This is a genomic window from Kaistia nematophila (assembly GCF_026343855.1).
GTDB classification, from domain to species: Bacteria; Pseudomonadota; Alphaproteobacteria; order Rhizobiales; family Kaistiaceae; genus Kaistia; species Kaistia nematophila.
Window position 1 is genome coordinate 293,926 of sequence record NZ_JAPKNK010000001.1, and the last position, 21,369, is coordinate 315,294.

General features: G+C 67.4%; 19 protein-coding genes. 13 read left to right on the plus strand and 6 right to left on the minus strand.

All coding sequences use genetic code 11. From position 1 onward, the window contains the following. Nucleotides 1-9: 9 nt before the first annotated feature. The 4 genes from OSH07_RS01400 to ubiE form a co-directional block, all read right to left on the minus strand. A complete protein-coding gene (locus OSH07_RS01400) occupies nucleotides 10-936 on the minus strand; it encodes an Lnb N-terminal periplasmic domain-containing protein (protein WP_266336817.1) in 927 nt (308 codons plus the stop codon). Between the two features lie 99 nt (nucleotides 937-1,035). After that, complete coding sequence (coaBC, locus tag OSH07_RS01405) at nucleotides 1,036-2,289, minus strand: bifunctional phosphopantothenoylcysteine decarboxylase/phosphopantothenate--cysteine ligase CoaBC (protein ID WP_266336818.1); 1,254 nt, start codon at nucleotides 2,287-2,289, stop codon at nucleotides 1,036-1,038. A gap of 39 nt (nucleotides 2,290-2,328) precedes the next feature. Further along, nucleotides 2,329-3,903 carry a 2-polyprenylphenol 6-hydroxylase gene (gene ubiB, locus OSH07_RS01410; protein ID WP_266336819.1) on the minus strand — a complete coding sequence of 525 codons (1,575 nt, stop codon included), beginning with the start codon at nucleotides 3,901-3,903 and terminating at the stop codon, nucleotides 2,329-2,331. A gap of 4 nt (nucleotides 3,904-3,907) precedes the next feature. Beyond that, nucleotides 3,908-4,687 (minus strand): bifunctional demethylmenaquinone methyltransferase/2-methoxy-6-polyprenyl-1,4-benzoquinol methylase UbiE, encoded by a 780-nt coding sequence (gene ubiE, locus OSH07_RS01415; protein WP_266336820.1) that lies wholly within the window; start codon nucleotides 4,685-4,687, stop codon nucleotides 3,908-3,910. A gap of 167 nt (nucleotides 4,688-4,854) precedes the next feature. On the opposite strand from ubiE, the gene mutM reads away from it, so the two are divergent. The 9 genes from mutM to recQ all read left to right on the plus strand — a co-directional run bounded on the left by mutM (nucleotide 4,855) and on the right by recQ (nucleotide 14,793). Further along, nucleotides 4,855-5,724 (plus strand): bifunctional DNA-formamidopyrimidine glycosylase/DNA-(apurinic or apyrimidinic site) lyase, encoded by an 870-nt coding sequence (mutM, locus tag OSH07_RS01420; protein WP_266336821.1) that lies wholly within the window; start codon nucleotides 4,855-4,857, stop codon nucleotides 5,722-5,724. Between the two features lie 143 nt (nucleotides 5,725-5,867). Then, entirely contained in the window at nucleotides 5,868-6,641 is a 774-nt protein-coding gene (locus OSH07_RS01425) for an enoyl-CoA hydratase (protein ID WP_266336822.1), read from the plus strand. A gap of 155 nt (nucleotides 6,642-6,796) precedes the next feature. Further along, nucleotides 6,797-7,063, plus strand: a complete 267-nt coding sequence (gene rpsT / locus OSH07_RS01430; RefSeq protein ID WP_266336823.1) for a 30S ribosomal protein S20 — start codon at nucleotides 6,797-6,799, stop codon at nucleotides 7,061-7,063. Between the two features lie 664 nt (nucleotides 7,064-7,727). Continuing rightward, nucleotides 7,728-8,174, plus strand: coding sequence for a rhodanese-like domain-containing protein (locus OSH07_RS01435; RefSeq protein ID WP_266336824.1), 447 nt, complete (start codon nucleotides 7,728-7,730; stop codon nucleotides 8,172-8,174). A gap of 109 nt (nucleotides 8,175-8,283) precedes the next feature. Then, a complete protein-coding gene (gene dnaA / locus OSH07_RS01440) occupies nucleotides 8,284-9,732 on the plus strand; it encodes a chromosomal replication initiator protein DnaA (RefSeq protein WP_266336825.1) in 1,449 nt (482 codons plus the stop codon). Between the two features lie 201 nt (nucleotides 9,733-9,933). Beyond that, nucleotides 9,934-11,055 carry a DNA polymerase III subunit beta gene (gene dnaN / locus OSH07_RS01445; protein ID WP_266336826.1) on the plus strand — a complete coding sequence of 374 codons (1,122 nt, stop codon included), beginning with the start codon at nucleotides 9,934-9,936 and terminating at the stop codon, nucleotides 11,053-11,055. Continuing rightward, nucleotides 11,052-12,206 carry a DNA replication/repair protein RecF gene (gene recF / locus OSH07_RS01450; RefSeq protein WP_266336827.1) on the plus strand — a complete coding sequence of 385 codons (1,155 nt, stop codon included), beginning with the start codon at nucleotides 11,052-11,054 and terminating at the stop codon, nucleotides 12,204-12,206. Before dnaN ends, recF begins: the two co-directional genes overlap by 4 nt. Before the next feature lies 1 nt (nucleotide 12,207). Next, nucleotides 12,208-12,831, plus strand: a complete 624-nt coding sequence (locus OSH07_RS01455; RefSeq protein WP_266336828.1) for a LysE family translocator — start codon at nucleotides 12,208-12,210, stop codon at nucleotides 12,829-12,831. Between the two features lie 159 nt (nucleotides 12,832-12,990). After that, complete coding sequence (gene recQ, locus OSH07_RS01460) at nucleotides 12,991-14,793, plus strand: DNA helicase RecQ (RefSeq protein WP_266336829.1); 1,803 nt, start codon at nucleotides 12,991-12,993, stop codon at nucleotides 14,791-14,793. Between the two features lie 10 nt (nucleotides 14,794-14,803). Here recQ and OSH07_RS01465 read toward each other — a convergent pair whose 3' ends face one another. Further along, the gene (locus OSH07_RS01465) at nucleotides 14,804-15,400 is read right to left on the minus strand and encodes a DedA family protein (RefSeq protein WP_266336830.1); all 597 of its coding nucleotides are present in this window, start codon (nucleotides 15,398-15,400) and stop codon (nucleotides 14,804-14,806) included. A 246-nt stretch (nucleotides 15,401-15,646) separates the two neighbouring features. Between OSH07_RS01465 and gyrB the strand changes: the two genes are divergently transcribed. Beyond that, entirely contained in the window at nucleotides 15,647-18,076 is a 2,430-nt protein-coding gene (gene gyrB / locus OSH07_RS01470; RefSeq protein WP_266336831.1) for a DNA topoisomerase (ATP-hydrolyzing) subunit B, read from the plus strand. Nucleotides 18,077-18,103: 27 nt separating this feature from the next. On the opposite strand, the gene OSH07_RS01475 is transcribed toward gyrB, so the two are convergent. After that, nucleotides 18,104-18,505, minus strand: coding sequence for a lysozyme inhibitor LprI family protein (locus OSH07_RS01475; RefSeq protein ID WP_266336832.1), 402 nt, complete (start codon nucleotides 18,503-18,505; stop codon nucleotides 18,104-18,106). A gap of 230 nt (nucleotides 18,506-18,735) precedes the next feature. Between OSH07_RS01475 and gndA the strand changes: the two genes are divergently transcribed. From gndA to OSH07_RS01490, 3 genes are all read left to right on the plus strand, one after another. Further along, entirely contained in the window at nucleotides 18,736-20,166 is a 1,431-nt protein-coding gene (gndA, locus tag OSH07_RS01480) for an NADP-dependent phosphogluconate dehydrogenase (RefSeq protein WP_266336833.1), read from the plus strand. A 177-nt stretch (nucleotides 20,167-20,343) separates the two neighbouring features. Further along, a complete protein-coding gene (locus OSH07_RS01485; RefSeq protein WP_266336834.1) occupies nucleotides 20,344-20,754 on the plus strand; it encodes a hypothetical protein in 411 nt (136 codons plus the stop codon). Between the two features lie 116 nt (nucleotides 20,755-20,870). Then, nucleotides 20,871-21,248 carry a nuclear transport factor 2 family protein gene (locus OSH07_RS01490; protein WP_266336835.1) on the plus strand — a complete coding sequence of 126 codons (378 nt, stop codon included), beginning with the start codon at nucleotides 20,871-20,873 and terminating at the stop codon, nucleotides 21,246-21,248. The last annotated feature ends 121 nt before the right edge of the window (nucleotides 21,249-21,369 follow it).

The following is a 21,369-nucleotide window of genomic DNA, read 5'->3' on the forward strand; positions in this document are numbered from 1 at the left end:
AACGGGCCGTTAACGCGGCAGCGTGCCGGCGGCCCGGATGGCGGCGGAGAAATCGGGGCTGTCGCCGGCGGCGATTCCGAGCGCGCTGATCGCGGCGCGGGCGCGGAATTCCGCTTCGGTCAGGCCAGTGCTAAAGCCCTGATTCTGATAGATATATCCGGGGAGATACCCCGAAAGCAGGATGCGGTAGTCGAACGGCAGCGCCGGATCGAGCGCCCGGAGCAGGCGGAAGACCACCGTCGTGCAGTTGGTCGTGACCGTGTTGTAGAAGGTTGGCACGGTCGCAAGCCGGTTGCCGGTCTCGAGATAGGAGAGGAACAGCTCCCGCATGCCGGCCTGCGGCATGTGGATCGGGTAGCGATAGACGTCCTCGCCGCGGATATTGGTCCTGAGGCGGATGATGTCGCGCTCGTCGGCGGCGATCAGCGCCAGGTCGAATTCCTTGAAGAAGCCGCCGATCGAGGAGAAGCTCTCGCCCTTCTCCTTGCGGATTTCCGCTGAGAAGACAATATGTTCGCCGCCCTCGAAGCCGAAGGAGACGAGCGTGTGGGCGATCGCCGGGCTCGACCAGTAGGAGAGGAACAGGTCGACCGTCTCGAGCTTCGAGAGGTCGTAGGTCCGCGTCTGCCAGCGCGGCGTGAAGTCGGTCTCGCTCTTCCAGTCGAAGTCGCGGACGTCCTTCAGCGTGACGATGTCGCCGTCGCGCGTGCCGGTGACGATGTGCTCGACATCCGGCGCCCATTCATGGTCGAAGCTCGGCCGGATGCCCGCCCACCAGAGCACGGCCGCGATCAGGGCGAGCCCATAGACGCCGCGCGAAATCCACGAACGCCTTGTTATCTCAAGGCAAAGCACGACGATCGCGAAGATCGCCCAGGCGCCGATGGCGAGCTTCAGCGCCGTCTGAGGCAGCGGCAGCTGGTACCAGAAGGCCATGCCGACCAGCACCGCCGTCAGCGCGATGGCGAGCCAGAGCAGCAGTCGTCCGAGCCAGAGCAGGAGGGTGCGAAGCGCGCGAATGATGCGTGCCTCCGGTCAGGCGGTGGGCGAAAGTCGGCCGGCGATCCAGTGCACGAGTCGGCGCGCCACCTCGTCCTTCGGCATCTGCGGCCAGCTCTCGATCCCCTCCGCCGTCACCAGATGCACGGTGTTGGCGCCGCCGCCCATGACGCCGGTCTCCGGCGAGACGTCGTTGGCGACGATGATGTCGGCGCCCTTGCGGCCGAGCTTTTTCTTCGCGTTTTCAAAGACATCGTCCGTCTCGGCCGCGAAACCGACGACGAGGCCGGGGCGCTGGTCCTTCAGGTGCGCGATGGTGGCGAGAATGTCGGGATTCTCGGTGACATGGAGCGGCGGCACGACGCCGGAGCCGTCCTTCTTCAGTTTCGACGTCGCCTCCTGCGCCGGGCGCCAGTCGGCGACGGCGGCGGCGAAGATGGCGATATCGGCCGGCAGCGCGGTTTCGACGGCGGCCAGCATGTCGCGCGCCGTCTCGACGCGGCGGACGGCGACGCCGTCGGGATCCGGCAGGCCGACCGGTCCGGCCACCAGCGTCACGCGGGCGCCGGCCGCCGCCGCAGCAGCAGCGATGGCAAAGCCCTGCTTGCCGGAGGAACGATTGGCGATGTAGCGGACCGGGTCGATCGGCTCGTGCGTTGGCCCGGCCGTGACCAGAACATGCTTTCCGGTCAAGGGCTTCGTCGCGTCGACCGTGTCGGTCTTGCTGCCGGGAAAATGCGCCTCGACGGCGGCGACGATGGCGAGCGGTTCGGCCATGCGCCCGGTTCCCGCCTCGCCGCTCTCGGCCATCTCGCCGCGCTCGGGGCCGGCGAGATGGATGCCGTCGGCGAGAAGCGTCGCGACGTTGCGCTGGGTCGCCGGATGCGCCCACATGGCCGGGTTCATCGCCGGCGCGACGAGCACGGGCCGTTTCGTGGCGAGCAGGATTGCGCTGGCGAGGTCGTCGGCATGGCCGCCCGCCATCTTCGCCATCAGGTCGGCGGTGGCGGGCGCGACGACGATCAGGTCCGCCTCGCGGGCGAGGCGGATATGGCCGACATCCTGCTCGGATTCGCGGTCGAACAGGTCCGTGTAGACCGTGCCGCCGGCGAGCGCGCCGGCCGCGAGCGGCGTGATGAACTCGGTCGCGCCGCGGGTCATGACGACGCGCACCGTGGCGCCGCGCTCCTTCAGCCGGCGGATCAGGTCGAGGCTTTTGTAGGCCGCGATGCCGCCCGCTATGACGAGCAGGATGCGCTTGCCCCGAAGCGTCGCGTCAATATCCGCCATGATGCTTCCCCGCTCGATCTGGCGCGTCGATGCGCCGGATCAGGTGAACATATTCCAGGCTAGCAGCACAACCGCCACCCAGACGCCGATCGTCAGCCAGCGATTGCCCCGGCCCTCGGCGCGGCCGATCGCCTCGACGGTTTCCGGCGACAGCGTGATGCCGTCGCGCGTCGCGTCGCTCAGCTGCGCCGCGATCCGGGCGCCGTTCTGCAGCAGCGCCGGCAGGCCCGTCGCGGCGCGGCCGAGATCGGCGATGCCGGAGCCCGCTTCCTGCAGCTTGCCGAGCGGACCGAGATTGCGCTCGATCCATTCGCGCACCACCGGCTCGGAAGCGGCCCACATGTCGAACTCGGGATCGAGCGAGCGGGCGACGCCTTCGACGACGACCATGGTCTTCTGCAGCATCAGCAGTTCCGGCCGCGTCTGCATGTCGAAGAGCTCGGTCACCTCGAACAGCAGCGTCAGCAGCTTGGCCATCGAGATGTCGCTGGCCGGCTGGCCGTGGATCGGTTCGCCGATGGCGCGCAGCGCCTGGGCGAAGTCTTCCGGCGCGTGGCGGGCCGGGACATAGCCGGCTTCCATGTGCACTTCGGCGATGCGCAGATAGTCGCGCTTGATGAAGCCGTAGAGGATTTCGGCGAGGAAGCGCCGTTCGGCCTGGCCGAGCCGGCCCATGATGCCGAAATCGACCGCGACGACGTCGCCGGCCGCGTCGACGAACAGGTTGCCCTGGTGCATGTCGGCATGGAAGAAGCCGTCGCGCATGGCGTGGCGCAGGAAGGCCTGCATCAGCCGCCGGGCGACCGCCTTCAGGTCATGGCCGGCCGCCTCGATGCCGGCGGGATCCGAAAGCTTGACGCCGTCGATCCATTCGAGCGTCAGCACGTCGCGCGCCGTCCGCGCCCAGTCGACCCTGGGGACGCGGAAGCCGGGGTCGCCCTTCGTGCGCTCCGCCATTTCGGAGAGCGCGGCCGCCTCCAGGCGAAGATCCATCTCCATCGAGACCGAACGAGCCAGCGTGTCGACGACGGCGATCGGCTTCAGCCGCTTCATCGCCGGATCGACCCGCTCAACCAGATGCGCGCCGGCATAGAAGGTCTCGAGGTCGCGGTGGAAGCGGGCGCGCACGCCCGGCCGCAGCACCTTGACCGCGACGGCGTGCCGGCTGCCATCGCGCTCGACCACCTCGGCCTTGTGCACCTGGGCGATCGAAGCGGCGGCGAGCGGCGGCGAGAACGAGGCGAAGATGGTCTCGACCGGCCGGCCGAAATTCTTCTCGATCACGACGCGCGCCGCCGGCTCGCCGAACGGCTCGATCTCGTCGCGCAACCGGCCGAGCGCATCGGCGACATCCTCGCCGACGAAATCGGGCCGGGTCGCCATGAACTGGCCGAGCTTCACATAGGAGGGGCCGAGCTTGTTGAGGGCGGCGGTGATCCGCTCGCCGCGATCCGCGTCGGCGGCAGAACGGCGCTCGAGCAGCCGGCCGAGCCGGACGCCGAGGCGGGCGCCGGAGGGCAGGTCGTCGATGTCGACGAGGCCGAACGCGCCTTCGCGCGCCAGAACGAAGCCTGCCGCGGCGAGGCGGAAGAGGGCGGCTATGCCGAGCGCCATCGCGTCAGATTTTCCAGCCCGAGTGGATGGCGGCGATGCCGCCCGTCAGATTGCGATAGGAGACCTTGGCGAAGCCCGCCTGCCGGATCATCTCGGCGAAGCGCTCCTGATGCGGGAAGCGGCGGATCGATTCGACCAGGTAGCGATAGCTTTCGGAATCACCGGCGACCACCTTGCCCATCGCCGGGATCAGGTTGAACGAATAGAAATCGTAGATCTTGTCGAGGCCGGGCACGTCGACGTCGGAGAACTCCAGGCAGAGGAAGCGGCCGCCCGGTTTCAGCACGCGGTAGGCCTCTCTCAGCGCCTGGTCGATGCGCGGCACATTGCGGATGCCGAAGGCGATCGTATAGGCGTCGAAGCGGTTGCTCTCGAAGGGCAGCTCCTCGGCATTGCCCTCGACGAAGCTGACATGGTCGGCGAGGCCGCGCTTCTCGGCGCGCTCGCGGCCGACTTCCAGCATCGAGGCATTGATGTCGCAGACAGTGGCGGTTGCCGACTTGTGCGAGCGCTCGACGATGCGGAACGAGATGTCGCCGGTGCCGCCGGCGACATCGAGCACCTCGAAGGGGCGGTTGCGCGGCGGCGTCAGCCACGACACCATCGCGTCCTTCCAGACGCGGTGCAGCCCGGCCGACATGAAGTCGTTCATCAGGTCGTAGCGCGAGGCGACCTTGTGGAAGACGTCATTGACCATGCCCTGCTTGGCATCGACGTCGACATCGCGGAATCCGAAGGAGGCGCGGCCCGTTCCGGGCGTCTCGCTGCGAGATTCGGTCGCCATGGCGTCCCACTCCTTATATTACGCATGTGAGCCAGAGATCGCTTGGACGGGTCGCGCCGCGCAGAAGCGGCGTCCCCCGCCCGATCTCGGGAAAATCGAAGTCCTTGATAACCGAAGCGCCCTTCATGCGCCACGGCCCCGACACCCGCAGAGTTGACGCAGCCTAAATGCCAGAACTTCCCGAGGTAGAAACCGTCCGCCAGGGCCTCGCCCCCGCCATGGAAGGCGCCGTGATCGACCGGCTGGAGCAGCGCCGGCCGGACCTGCGCTTTCCCTTTCCCGAGCGCTTCGCCGAGCGGCTGACCGGACGGCGCATCGACGGGCTGGGGCGGCGGGCCAAATATCTGCTTGCCGATCTCGACGACGGCAGCGTCGTCATCATGCATCTCGGCATGTCGGGCTCGTTCCGCGTCGAGGAGGGGCCGCTCGCCGACCCGGAGACGCCGGGCGCTTTCCATCATCCGCGCGGAAAAGCGCTGGCGCATGACCACGTCGTCTTCCATCTCTCGAACGGCAAGCGCGTCATCTATAATGACCCTCGCCGCTTCGGCTTCATGGATCTCGCCTCGCGCGCCGGCATCGAGACGGCGCGCCATCTCGCCGGCCTCGGCGTCGAGCCGGTCGGCAACGCCTTCGACGGCAAGGTCCTGCATCGCCTGTTCGAGGCGAAGAAGGCGCCGCTGAAGGCCGCGCTGCTCGACCAGGGTCTGATCGCCGGGCTCGGCAATATCTATGTCTGCGAGGCGCTCAACATGTCCGGCCTGTCGCCGGAGCGGGCCGCCGGATCGCTCACCGCCAAGGCGGCCGACCGGCTGGCGGCGGCGATCCGCGAGGTGCTGGCGGCCGCCATCGCCGCCGGCGGCTCATCGCTGCGCGACCACCGCCAGGCGAATGGCGAACTCGGCTATTTCCAGCATTCGTTCCGCGTCTATGACCGCGAGGGCGAACCCTGCCCGAAGCTCGACTGTTCCGGCGTGATCGAGCGCAAGGTGCAGTCCGGTCGCTCCACCTTCTTCTGCGCCACCTGCCAGAAATGATCTTCCTCCCGCGTGGCTCGCGGGAGGAGGGGAGCCGGCGCCCTTGAAGGTCCGGGACGCGTCGGCTAGGCGTTTGCCTCGATCTGCCCTTCGCGCCGCCCTCGCCGGCGGAGCAGGGCACAACCGGAAGAGCGGAGCGCGCCATGGCTTATGAGACCATCCTTGTCGAGACGCGGGACGCCGTCGGTCTCATCCGCCTGAACCGTCCCAAGGCGCTGAACGCGCTGAGCCGCCAGCTGATCGCCGATCTGAACGCCGCGCTCGACGCCTTCGAGGCGGACGACGCCATCGGCGCGATCGTGCTGACCGGATCCGAGAAGGCGTTCGCCGCCGGCGCCGACATCAAGGAGATGCAGGCGCTCGGCTATGTCGACGTCTTCCTCGACGATTTCGTCGCGCATTGGGAGCGGCTGTCGCGCGTGCGCAAGCCGGTCGTCGCGGCGGTCGCCGGCTTTGCGCTCGGTGGCGGCTGCGAGCTGGCGCTGATGTGCGATCTTGTCATCGCCGCTGACAACGCGAAATTTGGCCAGCCGGAGATCACGCTGGGCCTGATCCCGGGCGCCGGCGGCAGCCAGCGCCTCGCCCGTTCGGTCGGCAAGGCGAAGACGATGGACATGGTCCTGACCGGCCGGATGGTCGACGCGACCGAGGCGGAGCGGATCGGCCTGGTCTCGCGCGTCGTGCCGGCGGCCGAGCTGGTCGAGCAGGCGCTGGCGGCGGCGCAGAAGATCGCCGCGTTGTCGCGCCCGTCTGTGCTGATGGCCAAGGAGGCGGTCAACCGCGCCTTCGAAAGCCCGCTTTCCGAAGGCATCCGTACCGAGCGTCGGCTGTTTCATTCGCTCTTCGCCACCGAGGATGCGCGCGAGGGCATGGCGGCCTTTCTCGACAAGCGGCCGGCCGCGTTCCGCAACCGCTGAATCCGGCGCTTCCCGATTGACGCCGCGCGGGCAGACGACTATAAGCCCGCCATGAACCCGGGCGGCCGCGAAGCCGCCCCTTCCGTTTAGCCCGAATTCCGCGTGGGTTTGTGGCACGGAAAGTCCAACGAACCGCTTTTTCAGGAAGGCCCCTCATGGCCAATACGCCGTCCGCCAAGAAGGCGACCCGCAAGATTGCTCGCCGTGCCGAGGTCAACCGCACCCGTCGCAGCCGCATGCGCACCTTCATCCGCAAGGTTGAGGAGGCGATCGCTTCCGGCAACGCTGCCGCCGCCGCCGATGCGCTCAAGAGCGCCCAGCCGGAACTGATGCGCGCCGCCCAGAAGGGCGTGCTGCACAAGAACACCGCTTCCCGCAAGGTTTCGCGCCTTGCCGCTCGCGTGAAGGCGATCTCCGCCTGATCTCAGAGTTCTGGGGATTGACAAAAAGCCCGGCTTCGGCCGGGCTTTTTTGTTATGCGGGTAAGTGACTGCCTTGCCTCAGAAATGCCGTTTTGGCCATGGCGCGAGCGCCGACGGCCAGACTGCTTCGCAGCATTTGATAAACAAAATCAATGACTTGCGTTGCGGTCCGATCGGTCTCCATCGACTCGGGCGGATTCTGGGCGAGTCAAGAGGCGCAGGTCGAATATTTTTCGCCTGCTTCGGATCTTTTCTCGGTCCCGGCGGACGCCATCTGAACCCTTTGAGTCGTAAGGGATTCGGACGGGCTGGCGGGAGTGAGGGGGCGGAAGGCAGGGGGTGCGGCGCGGGGGCGCGGGCGAATCTTGGCCCATCGCCGTTGCGAGCCACCAACCCCCTGTGTATTTTCCTGTTCATGGAGACGGCGACAGCAGTCGTCCTCCGCCGGACGGGTGAGCCGGCCATTATTCAAACGGGCGTTTCTCGCCCCTGAAAGTTTAGGGGCGTACAGGCAGTGAAAGCGCGGACATTAAGTTTACTCTATATGTAGTGTTTATGCGTATTTAACTGCTTCCGCGTTCTGGAAGAACCTCCACCACCCTGTATCAACTTAGCGTTTTACACATAGCCCATGATCTGACGGTCATGTGCGTGAGGGGGCAGTATGTCTCGTTCGCCTGCCGGCAGCTTCGCCGGCGACGTTTCGGCCGATGAGGCTTGGGAAGGTCTTTCCAGCGAGCCGCAGTCGATGCTGATCGATGTTCGGACCCGGGCCGAGTGGGCCTATGTCGGCATCGTCGATCTGAGCGCGATCGGCAAGGAAACGCTGCTGGTGGAGTGGCAGAGCTACCCGACGATGGCGGTCAACGCCGACTTCGCCGAGGTGCTGGCGGCCGAGCTGGACCGGCGCGGCGTCGGCCGCGAGACGGCCCTGTATTTTCTGTGCCGGTCCGGCGCGCGCAGCCTCGCGGCGGCGAACGCCCTGGCCGATGCCGGTTACGACCGGTGCTTCAACATTGCCGGCGGCTTCGAAGGGCCGCTGGACGAGGGCCGACATCGTGGTTCCGTGGATGGCTGGAAAGCCGCGGGACTGCCTTGGGTCCAATCATGAATAGATGCCATTCGATACGAGAGGGGCTCAGATGCGCGACGACAGGACTGGCGAATTCGGATCGGGGGCTTCGGCCCTGCGGGCTCTCGCCGTCGATGAGGTTCAGCCGATGAGCGGTCGTGCCGATGCGGTGCTGTGGGAGCGCGTCAAGACGCGGCTCCGGACCGAACTGGGCGAGGACGTCTTTTCGAGCTGGTTCGCCCGGGTCGAATTCGAGGGCGCGGATGGCGCCTCGGTCAACCTGTCGGTGCCGACCCGGTTCCTGAAGTCCTGGATCCAGTCGCATTATTTCGACAAGCTGCTTGGCCTCTGGACGGCGGAAGTCGACAGCGTGCGGCGCGTCGAGCTGGTGGTGCGCGGCGCTGTCCGTGCCCGTGCTCCGGCCAAGGTCGACAAACCGGTCGCGACGACCGCTGCGGCTCCGGCCGCGCCGACGCCGACCTTCATTCCCGCGGCCAGCGCCGCGCCCGTCCTTGCGCCGGCCAGCCCCGCCCGCGCCGAGGCCGATGGCGCCGGCTCGCCGGTCGACCCGCGCTTCACCTTCGAAACCTTCTGCGAGGGCGGTGCCAACCGCGTCGCCTATGCGGCGGCCCGCGCCGTCGCCGAGACGCCGGCCGGCCGGCCGACGCCCTATAACCCGCTCTATCTCCATGCCGGCGTCGGCCGCGGCAAGACGCATCTGCTGCATGCGATCGCCCAGGCGGCGCGCCGCGCCGATCCGAGCCGCAAGGTGGTCTACCTGACCGCCGAGCACTTCATGTTCCGCTTTGTCGCGGCGCTGAAGAACCAGTCGGCGATCGCCTTCAAGGAAAACCTTCGCGAGATCGACCTGCTCCTGATCGACGACCTGCAGTTCCTGCAGGGCAAGTCCGTGCAGCAGGAATTCTGCCACATGCTGAACGCGCTGATCGACGGCGCGCGCCAGGTGGTGGTGGCGGCCGACCGGCCGGCCGCCGAGTTGGAGACGCTCGACGAGCGCGTCCGTTCGCGCCTGCGCGGCGGCGTCGCCTTCGAGATCGGCTCGCCGGACCTGGATCTTCGTCGCGATATACTGAAGTCACGCTATGTGATTGCGCAGTCGCAGAACCCGGGCGTCGACGTTCCCGAGACCGTCATCGAATATGTCGCCCAGTCCGTGGTCTCGAACGGCCGCGACCTCGAAGGCGCGCTGAACCGCCTCGTGGCGCAGTGGCAGTTCACCAACCAGCCGGTGACGATGAGCTCGGCCGAGATCACGCTGCGCGATCTGGTCGGCGCTTCCGAGCCGCGCCGGGTCAAGATCGAGGACATCCAGAAGATCGTCTCGCGCCACTACAACGTCTCGAAGGCCGACCTTCTGTCGAGCCGGCGCACCCGCACCATCGTGCGCCCGCGCCAGATCGCCATGTATCTGTCGAAGACGCTGACGCCGCGCTCGCTGCCCGAGATCGGTCGCCGCTTCGGCGGTCGCGACCACACCACGGTGCTGCACGCCGTCCGCAAGGTCGAGGAGATGATGCAGGGCGACCAGCATCTGGCGGAAGAGATCGAATTGCTGAAGCGCATGATCGACGAATAGTCGAGACGGCGGGCCGGGCGGATCCCTTCCGCCGGCCCGTTTCCGTCCCGGCTTTCGCCGCGCTTCGTCCATTCGCTGTGGAGGCCTTGCGTTCCGGTCTGGAACAAGCCAACTTCCACGGTCCGTACCGGACGCATGTCCGGCCTCTGTCGGTGCCGCCGCGCCATCCGCGCGGCTTTTCTGTCAAGGTTCCTGCGTTCCATGAGAGCGACCCTCGAGCGATCCAATCTCCTCAAGTCCCTCAACCACGTCCATCGCGTGGTCGAACGGCGGAACACGATCCCGATCCTCTCCAACGTCCTGCTGCGGGCCTCCGGTTCGGAACTGACGCTGAAGGCGACGGATCTCGACCTCGAGATCCTCGAGACCATCGCCGCCGACGTCGGCCGCCCCGGCGCGACCACCGTGCCGGCGCACATGCTCTACGACATCGTCCGCAAGCTGCCGGACGGTTCCGAGGTGGCGCTGGAGACTTCGGCCGACGGCCAGACGCTGACGGTCCGCTCGGGCCGCTCGAACTTCTCGCTGCAGATGCTGCCAGAGGCGGATTTCCCGGACCTGACCACCGGTGAATTCCCGATCCGCTTCGAGATGCCGGCCTCCGCCTTCAAGACGTTGATCGATCGCACCCAGTTTGCGATCTCGACGGAAGAGACCCGCTATTACCTGAACGGCATCTATCTGCACACGCCGACGATCGACGGCCGCACCGTGCTGCGGGCGGTGGCGACCGATGGCCATCGTCTCGCCCGGGCGCAGACCGCCGCGCCGGCCGGCTCCGAGGGCATGCCGGGCGTGATCGTGCCGCGCAAGGCCGTCGGCGAGATCCAGAAGCTGCTCGAGAACTCCGACGAGACGGCGACGATCGAGCTGTCCGAGACCAAGATCCGCGTCTCCTTCGGCGGCGTGGTGCTGACCTCGAAGCTGATCGACGGCACCTTCCCGGACTATGCGCGCGTCATCCCGCAGGGCAATGACAAGCTGCTCAAGGTCGATCGCGGCACCTTCTCGAACGCCGTCGACCGCGTCTCGACCATCGCCAGCGAACGCGGCCGCGCCGTCAAGCTGTCGCTCTCCTCCGAGGGCCGGCTGGCGCTCACCGTCAACAATCCGGATTCTGGCTCGGCGACGGAAGAGCTCGACGTCGACTATGGCGCCGATCCCATCGATATCGGCTTCAATTCGCGCTACCTGCTCGACATTGCCGGACAGCTGAAGACGGCGACGGCGCTGTTCAAGCTGGCCGATCCCGGTTCGCCGACGCTGATCCAGGACGACGGCGACGAGGACGCGCTCTACGTCCTGATGCCGATGCGCGTGTGAGCCTGGTTTCCGAGGTTGCCCAGCCGCGCATCACGCGGCTGACGCTGGCCGATTTCCGCTCCTATACCCGCCTCGATGTCCCGATCAGCGGACGGCTGGTGGCGCTTTCGGGCGAGAACGGCGCCGGCAAGACCAACCTTCTCGAAGCGATCTCGCTGCTGGCGCCCGGACGCGGCCTGCGCCGGGCCGACATGGCCGATATGGCGCGGATCGGCGGCGGTGGCGGATTCGTCGTCGCGGTCGATCTCGACACGGCGAACGGGCCGGTCCGCCTCGGCACGGCGCTCGACGGCCAGCCGCCGTCGCGCCGCTGCCGCATCGACGGCGCGCCGGTCTCCTCCGCCACCGCCTTTGCCGAATATCTCCGCATCGTTTGGCTGACGCCGACGCTCGACGGCCTCTTCACCGGGCCGGCCGGCGACCGTCGCCGCTTCCTCGATCGGCTCGTGCTCGCGGTCGACGCTCAGCATGGCGCCCGCGTCAACGCGTTCGAAAAGGCCGTGCGCGGCCGCAATCGCCTGCTCGAGGATCCCGCGCCCGATCGCGCCTGGCTCGACGGGCTGGAGGCCGAGATCGCCGAGATCGGCGTGGCGGTCGCCGCGGCGCGCAAGGAGACGGCCGAGCGCCTCGCCGGCCTGATCGCCGAGGAGCGCGACGACGCCTCGCCGTTCCCGTTCGCCGTGCTGGCGCTGGAGGGCGATGTCGAGGGCTGGATCGGCGAGGGTCCCGCCGTCGAGGCCGAGGACCGCTACCGTGCCGCGCTGCGCAATGGCCGTGCCCGCGATCGCGCCGCCGGCCGCACCCTGGTCGGTCCGCAGGCGAGCGATCTCGTCGTCCGCCACGGCCCGAAGGACGTGCCCGCCGGCCGAGCCTCGACCGGCGAGCAGAAGGCGCTTCTGGTCGGCATCGTGCTGGCTCATGCCCGCCTCGTTGCGCGGATGAGCGGGCTGGCGCCGATCGTGCTGCTCGACGAGATCGCCGCGCATCTCGACCAGCGTCGCCGGGCCGCGCTGTTCGAGGCACTGGACAGGCTGGGCGGACAGGTGTTCATGACCGGCGCCGATCCGGCGCTCTTCGCCGAATTGCCGCAATCGGCGCAGATCTTCACGGTGACGCCGGGTCGCGTCGAGCCGTTTTCGGGCGAGGGGTGAGATGACAGGACTTTCGATCTCGGGACTGGCGCTGTTCGCCGCCGCGCTGGCCGTCGCCGCCTTCGCGCCCGGTCCGGGCATCGCCGCGATCGTCGCCCGCGTGCTCGGTCGCGGCCGCCCCGGCGCCGTCGCGTTCACCGCCGGCATGGCGATCGGCGACATCGTCTGGCTGACGCTCGCCGTGCTTGGCCTCGCCGTCGTGGCGCAGACCTTCCATGAGGTTTTCGCCGTCATCAAATATGCCGGCGCCGCCTATCTGCTCTACATCGCCTGGAAGATGTGGAAGGCGCCCGCCGCCGCGCCCGACCTCGCCCCGGTGACGACGCGCGAGAGCCGGGTGAAACTGTTCTTCGCCGGGCTCGCCGTCTGCCTCGGCAACCCGAAGACGATGGTGTTCTACCTGGCTCTGCTGCCCTCGATCCTCGACATCAACAAGATCGACGGCCTCGCCTTCCTGGAACTCGCCACCGTCACGCTGACGGTCGTCGGCGGCGTCTTCGCTTTCTATGTCCTGGTGGCGCTGCGCGCGCGCCGGCTGATCACCAGTTCGAAGGCGGTGCGGCTCGTCAATCGCGGCAGCAGCGTCGTCATGGCCGGCGCGGCGGTGGCGATCGCCTCGCGCTAGATCGTTTTCGAGCGAAGCGGATGCCGGGTCGCTTGAAGAAGACGCGACCCAACAAAGAGCTGGGCGCCAGACGGATCGCCGCGCCCCGGCTTTCGCGCGTGTAAGCCGGCTGTCGAGCGGTTAGCATTGGCGCGAAAACGAATCACTCCCGGATACCCCATGCCGCTTTCGCGCGCCCGTGCCGCGCTCAAATCCGTCTTCGGCTATGACGATTTCCGCCCCGGACAGGACGAGGTCATCGCTGCGGTGATGCGCGGCGAGCATGTGCTCGCGGTGATGCCGACCGGTTCCGGCAAGTCCATGTGCTACCAGCTCCCGGCGATCGTCGATGGCGGGCTGACGCTGGTCGTCTCGCCGCTGATCGCGCTGATGCGCGACCAGGTGCAGCAGATGCAGCATGTCGGCGTCGCCGCGGCGACGCTGAACTCGATGAATGGCGAGGACGCCAATCGCGAGACGCTGCGGCGGCTGCGCGCCGGCGAGATCACGCTGCTTTTCGTCTCGCCCGAACGCCTCGCCGGCGATGGCCTGGTGTCGCTGCTCGCCGCCTGCGACGTGCGGCGGCTGGCGATCGACGAGGCGCATTGCGTGTCGCAATGGGGGCATGATTTCCGGCCCGAGTACCGCCAACTCGCCTCGGTGCGCGAGGCGCTCGGCGGCGTGCAGGTGGTGGCGCTGACGGCGACCGCCGACCAGGCGACCCGCAACGACATCGCGGCCCAGCTGTTTCCGGAACCGCCCCGCGTCGTGGTGCATTCCTTCGACCGGCCCAACATCCATCTGCGCTTCGAGGCGAAGGACCGGCCGCGCACGCAGATCGCCGACTTCCTCGCCCGTCACAAGGGCGGCAGCGGCATCATCTACGCCTCGTCGCGCGACAAGACCGAGAAGCTTTCGGAATGGCTGGTCGGCAAGGGCATCCGGTCGGTGCCGTATCATGCCGGCCTCGATTCCGAGGTCCGCGCCAGGCACCAGGACGTCTTCCTGCAGGAGGACGGCGTCGTCGTCGTCGCCACCGTCGCCTTCGGCATGGGCATCAACAAGCCCGACGTGCGCTTCGTGGTTCATGCCGACATGCCGGGCGGCGTCGAGGCCTACTACCAGGAGATCGGCCGCGCTGGCCGCGACGGCCTACCGGCTGACACGCTCACCCTCTACGGCCTCGACGACATGGCGTTCCGCCGCCGCCAGATCGAGGAGAAGGCGATCAGTGAGGCGCAGCGCAGGGTCGAGATGAAGCGGCTCCAGGCGATGACGGATCTCGCCGAGAACGCCACCTGTCGGCGCCAGGCGCTGCTTTCCTATTTCGGCGAGCAGATGGGGCCGTGCGGGCATTGCGACCTCTGCCAGGGCGGCGCCGAGCTGGTCGACGCCACCATCGACGCCCAGAAGGTGCTCTCCGCCGTGGTGCGCACCGGCCAGCGCTATGGCGCCGCGCATCTGGTCGATGTCCTGCGCGGCGAGGCGACCGACGCCGTGCAGCGTCAGGGCCACGACCGCATCAAGACCTTCGGCGTCGGCACCGATCGCAGCGCCCATGTCTGGCGCACGCTGGTGCGGCAGCTCTTCGCCGCCGGCGCGCTCGCCGAGGCGAGCGCCGAGCATGGCGGCTTCCGCATCACCCCGGAAGGCGAGGCGGTGCTGTTCGGCCACGAGAAGATCGCGCTGCGCTCGATCCGCGAGGCGCCGCCGCGGCGCGGCGCCCGTCGCGCCGACAAGGACGACCGCGCCGATGGTCTCGACGAGGCGACGGCGACGATGTTCGAGCGGCTGCGCGCGCTCCGGCGCGAGATCGCCCGCGACGAGGGCGTGCCGGCCTACATGGTCTTCCCAGACCGCACGCTGATCGAAATGGCCGAGGCGATGCCCGGCACGCTCGACGAGATGCGCTCCGTGCAGGGCGTCGGCGAACGCAAGCTGACCCTCTATGGCGAGGCGTTCCTCGAGGCGCTGCACGCCTGACCGGCGCCAGCTACGGCGCCTCCGCGTCCGATGCGGCGCGCGCCTGCCGGTGGGCGTGCCAGCTGCGCGCAAGGCCGATCGCCACCAGCAGGCCGATGAGCAGCAGCCCGGCGATGATCAGCTTGTGATCCTGGTGCAGCCTGCCGGCGAAGCGCTCGACCGTCTGGCCGAACAGGTAGCCGATCGTGGTCATGATCGCCGCCCAGGCGGCGGCCGAGGCCAGGTTCAGCCCCGCATAGAGCACCGGGTTGACGCGGGCGATGCCGATCGCGATCGGGCTGATCGTCCGCATGCCGTAGATGAAGCGGAAGGCGAGGATGAACGCCACCTGGTTGCGCTGGATCTGGTCGAGCACCCGGATGAACAAGGGTCGCTTCGTTTGACGCTGCACGAAGCGGCTGCCTGCAAAATAGCGCCCGACGAAGAACAGCAGCTGATCGCCGGTGACCGAGCCGGCGAAGGCGGCGAGGAACACGGAGTAGGGGTTCAGGACGTGCTGGTGCGCCAGGAAGCCGGCGGCGACCACCACGCTTTCGCCCTCGATGATGACGCCGAGATAGACGACGATCAGGCCGTACTGGACGAGGAAGGCGTGGATCGCAGACATCGGGCGGACATTCCTTGCGCGGGCGCCGGGACCGGCGGCAGGCCGACAGCATCCGGTGCCATGGCCAGGCTGGCAAGCGCCGTTGCGGTCATGGTGCCCGGATGGCGCGGCAGCTGCGTTTCGCCACGGCGCCGCCGCGATTTCCTGCTAGGGGAAAGGGTGCAATTTGCTTGTCCAGGCAATATATTAGCCACTCGATTCGACTGTTCGCGCGCACGCGCGCGCGACACGTTCAAGGAAGCCTGAATGTCCGATACCGCCCGCGATCAAGCCTCTGAAGCCTATGGCGCCGATTCTATCAAGGTGCTCAAGGGCTTGGACGCCGTCCGGAAGCGCCCGGGCATGTATATCGGCGACACCGACGACGGCTCGGGCCTGCACCACATGGTCTATGAGGTGGTCGACAACGCCATCGACGAGGCGCTGGCCGGCCATGCCGACGAGGTGAACGTCACCCTCAATCCGGACGGATCGTGCACGGTCCGCGACAATGGCCGCGGCATTCCGACCGATCTGCACGCCGAAGAGGGCGTCTCGGCGGCCGAGGTCATCATGACCCAGCTGCATGCCGGCGGTAAGTTCGACCAGAACTCCTACAAGGTCTCCGGCGGTCTGCATGGCGTGGGCGTCTCGGTGGTCAACGCGCTGTCGAGCTTCCTGAAGCTGAAGATCTGGCGCAACGGCAAGGTGCACGAGATCGAGTTCGCGCATGGCAACGCCGTGTCGCCGTTGAAGGTGGTCGGCGACTGGGACGGCCGCAACGGCACCGAGGTCACCTTCCTGCCATCGACCGAGACCTTCACCAAGGTCGAGTTCGATTTCGACACGCTGGAGCACCGGCTGCGCGAGCTCGCCTTCCTGAATTCCGGCGTCCGCATCGTGCTGACCGACAAGCGCGGCGTCGAGGTTCGGCGCGAGGAACTCGTCTATGACGGCGGCCTCGAGGCCTTCGTGCGCTATCTCGACCGCACCAAGAAGCCGCTGATGCCGGCGCCGGTCACCATGAGCAACGAGCGCGACGGCATCACCGTCGAGGTCGCGATGTGGTGGAACGACAGCTACCACGAGAACGTGCTCTGCTTCACCAACAACATCCCGCAGCGCGATGGCGGCACCCATCTCGCCGGTTTCCGCGGCGCGCTGACGCGCCAAGTGACCGGCTATGCCGACCGCGAGGGCATTTCGAAGCGCGAGAAGGTGTCGCTTTCGGCCGATGACTGCCGCGAGGGCCTGACGGCCGTGCTCTCGGTCAAGGTGCCGGACCCGAAGTTCTCGTCGCAGACCAAGGACAAGCTCGTCTCGTCCGAGGTGCGCCCGGTCGTCGAGAACATCGTCAACGAAATGCTCGGCCAGTGGTTCGAGGAGCATCCGGCGGAATCGAAGGCGATCCTGTCCAAGGTCGTCGAGGCCGCGACCGCGCGCGAGGCCGCCCGCAAGGCGCGCGAGCTGACCCGCCGCAAGGGCGCGCTCGACATCGCCTCGCTGCCCGGCAAGCTCGCCGACTGCCAGGAGCGCGACCCGGCCAAGTCCGAAATCTTCATCGTCGAGGGTGACTCGGCAGGTGGCTCCGCCAAGCAGGGCCGCAACCGCGAGAACCAGGCCGTGCTGCCGCTGCGCGGCAAGATCCTGAACGTCGAGCGGGCCCGCTTCGACAAGATGCTGTCGTCCGAGCAGATCGGCATGCTGATCATCGCGCTCGGCACCTCGATCGGCAAGGACGAGTTCACGCCGGAAAAGCTGCGCTACCACAAGATCATCATCATGACGGACGCCGACGTCGACGGCGCCCATATTCGCACTCTGCTGCTCACCTTCTTCTTCCGCCAGATGCCGGAGCTGATCGAGCGCGGCCATGTCTACATCGCCCAGCCGCCGCTCTATAAGGTCACCAAGGGCCGTTCGGAGCAGTATCTGAAGAATGAGCGGGCGCTGGAGGACTACCTGATCCAGCAGGGCCTCGACGAGGCCGCGCTGCAGCTGGAGGACGGCGAAGTCCGCGCCGGCGCCGATCTCGAACACCTGATCCAGGACGCGCGCCAGATTGCCCAGATCTTGAGCGGTATCCATACCCGCTACGATCGCGGCATGGTCGAGCAGGCGGCGATGGCCGGTGGCCTCGACCCGGCGCTGCTCGAGGACAAGGACCGCGCGCTCGCCGCCGCCCACGCCATTGCCGAGCGGCTCGACCTGATCGCCGAGGAAACCGAGCGCGGTTGGCAGGGCACGCTCGACCCGCAGGGCGGCTACCGCTTCGAGCGCGAGGTCCGCGGCGTCCGCGAGGTGCATTCGATCGACATGGCGCTGATCGATTCGGCCGATGCCCGCAAGCTGCACGCCATCGCCGCGCGCATCTCCGACGTCTTCGCCAGGCCTTCGACGCTGCGCCGCAAAGAAGTGTCGACGCCGATCCACGGCCCGCGTTCGTTGCTGGAGGCTGTCTTTGTCACCGGTCGCAAGGGCATCCAGCTGCAGCGCTACAAGGGTCTCGGCGAGATGAACGCCAGCCAGCTCTGGGAGACGACGCTCGACCCGAACGTCCGCTCGCTGCTGCAGGTGAAGATCAAGGAGGCCGACGCCGCCGACGATCTCTTCACCAAGCTGATGGGCGACGAGGTTGAGCCGCGCCGCGACTTCATCCAGGACAACGCCCTCAGCGTCGTCAATCTCGACGTCTGATCGGGAGGGGGCGCCGTCTCGGCCGGCCTATTCGGCCGGCACGGGACAGTTCATGTCGCCTTCCTGGCAGGCAAGCAGCGTCTTCAGTTGATCGAGGCGCGTGCGGGTGAGGCCATCGAGGCAGGCGGCGCGAACCATTGGATAGGCGCTGCCGCCCGACACGCCGGAACTGCGGAAGTCGCATTCGGCGTCGCGGAAGGCGATCCAGGCGCGCTGGGCGGCGACGAGTTGCTTGGCGGTGTCCGGATCGTCGGCGAGACGGCGGGTGATCGCCTGATAAGTGGTGTTCAGCTGCCTGTCGGTCGCCTTCAGCGCCATGTCGGCGCAGGCGGTCATCGTTGCCTGGTCTTCGGCATTGTCGCAGTCGACGGCCTGCGCCGCCGGCAGTCCCGCAAGCGTCATTGCGGCGATGAGAACGAAGCGGCGCATGGGTTTCTCCCCGGCTGATCCACGTCCAATAGAGGCCGGATTTCATCGGCCGGCAAGCGCCCGATGGTTCGAGGTTCGTAGCAATTTGCCGTCGCCATATTGCCCTCGCTCCGCCATCGGTTCATACGTCATGCGCTCGTCTACTTCCGCAAGCCGCGTGGCCGGTGCCATACTCGCCAGCATAAGCAGTGCGATGGTCAACAACTCACACGCATCAGGGATGAAACACATTGCAGCAACTCGCTGATATTGGCGTGCTCGGTCTCGCCGTGATGGGCGCGAACCTCGCCCGCAACGCTGCCCGCAAGGGCTTCGGTGTCGCCGTGTTCAATCGCAACGGCGCCCGCACCGACGAACTCATCAACGAGCATGGCGGCGAAGGCCGCTTCACGCCGTCGAAGACGATCCCTGAATTCGTCGCCTCGATCGCCAAGCCGCGCGCCATCATCATCATGGTCAAGGCCGGCCAGCCGGTCGACGACGTGATCGAGGAACTGCTGCCGCATCTGGAAGTCGGCGACATCATCATCGACGGCGGCAACTCGCTCTACACCGACACCAACCGCCGCTTCCATTACCTCAAGGACCGGGACATCAAGTTCATCGGCATGGGCGTTTCGGGCGGCGAAGAAGGCGCGCTCGAAGGTCCGAGCATGATGCCGGGCGGCACGCGCGAGGCCTATTCCCGCATCGAGCCGATCGTTACCAAGATGGCGGCTCAGGTCGATGGCGAGCCCTGCTGCACCTATATCGGCACCGAGGGTTCCGGCCATTACGTCAAGATGGTGCATAATGGCATCGAATACGCCGATATGCAGCTGATCACCGAGGCCTATGACCTGTTCAAGACGGTCTATGGGCTGGAGGCCGGCGCGATCGCCGACATCTTCGCCGAATGGAACAAGGGCGAGCTCAACTCCTACCTGATCGAGATCACCGACGCCGTGCTGCGCAAGGTCGACTCGACCGGCAAGCCGCTTGTCGATTCGATCGTCGACGAAGCCGAGCAGAAGGGAACCGGCCGCTGGACCGCGCAATCGGCGCTCGATCTCGGCGTGCCGCTGACCTCGATCACCGAGGCCGTGTTCGCCCGCGCGCTTTCCGGCCGCCGCGCCCAGCGCGCCGAGGCGGAAAAGCGCTTCCCGCATCCGGCCACGACGAAGCGGACCATCACCCAGGCCGACATCGACGCGATCCGAGATGCGCTCTACGCGTCGAAGATCGTTGCCTATGCGCAAGGCTTCGAGCAGCTCGCCGTCGCCTCGCAGCAGTTCGGCTGGGACCTGAAGCTCGGTGACCTCGCCACCATCTGGCGCGGCGGCTGCATCATCCGCGCCCGCTTCCTGAACCGCATCCGCGAGGCCTACGAAACGGGCGGCGCCGGCGACAACCTGCTGCTCCAGGACTATTTCCGCGACGCCGTGGTCCAGGCAGAGGCGAACTGGCGCAAGGTCGTCGGCCTCGCCATCGCCGAGGGCATCCCGGTTCCGGCCTTCGCCTCGTCGATCGCCTATTATGACGGGCTGCGCCGCGCCCGCGGCCCGGCCAACCTGCTGCAGGGCCTGCGCGACTATTTCGGCGCCCACACCTATGGCCGCCTCGACAAGCCCGGCAAGTTCCACACCCGCTGGAGCCAGGACGGATCCGAGATCCAGGCCTGAGGCCGCTTCGCGCCGGCGCCGGCGCGGAAACAAAATGATACCGTCGCGCAACGCACCGTTGCGCGACGGCCCAAATCCGGGCGCATTCGCCCGCAATCCTGCCGTTACGGATCGCACGGGCATTGCACGAACGATCCATCGCTCCCACATGGTGTCGGCGATATTGAACAGGCGGAGATGATGACGACCTACCGGACCTACGTGCTTTCAGGCCCCCGTGGCGCGACCAGCTGGAAGGACAAGCTCAAGCTTGGCGCAGCCATGGTCGTCGGCGCTGCCGTGGTCTTCGCGGCTCTGGTGGTGTCGTTCTCGATCGCGCTGGTGCTGATCCCCGTCCTTGCCGTCGTCTATCTCTTCCGCAAGCGCATCCTGCGCGCCATCCTGGCGCGCGCCATGCCGCCGGGCGCGCAGCCCGGCGCCGCCGGCTTCGGCCGCGAGACCGGCTACGACACGGCCTATGAGACGGCGACGCCCTTCGAAGAGCCCAATCCGTTCCGTGGCGCGTCCGGTCCCCGTGCCGGCGACGGCCCGACCATCGACGCGGACTACCACGTCGTCGAACCGCGCGACCGCGACGGCAAGCGCTGATCCCTTTCCCCCTCCCGATCGCGACCCGGTCGCCCGAATGTGACCGGGCGGCCGTCGCGAACGCCTCCTGCCCCAGCCCGGATCGGCTAAGCTTCCCTTCGCGCCCCGGGCGGCGCGTGTCCAAGCCATGGGAGGAAGCGATGCAGGATGGGCTCAATCTCTCCAGTCTCCGCAAGGCCGTGGAAGGCAATGACGCGAGGGCGCTGGCGGCGTTCTATGCCGACGATGCCGAGATCCGCGTGATCGACCAGGATCATCCGCCGAGCCGGCCGCTGGTGCTCAAGGGCAAGCAGGCGATCGGCGCCATGCTCGACGACGTCTGCAACCGCGCCATGAAGCACCACGTCGATGACGGACTGGTCGATGGCAGCCACATGGCCTTTTCCGAGACTTGCACCTATCCGGACGGCGTCAAGGTCTACATGAGCGCCATGCTGGAGCTCGCCGACGGCAAGATCCGCCGCCAGACCAACATCCAGGCCTGGGATCATTGAGGCTGGGTGCCGCTGCCCCAGTTCCACGCTCGCCGTCATCCCGGACGCAGCGCAGCGGAGATCCGGGATCCATGCAGCCGCGAAGCCGGGAGTTTCGCGGTGGTCAGTCCGGCTGAATGAT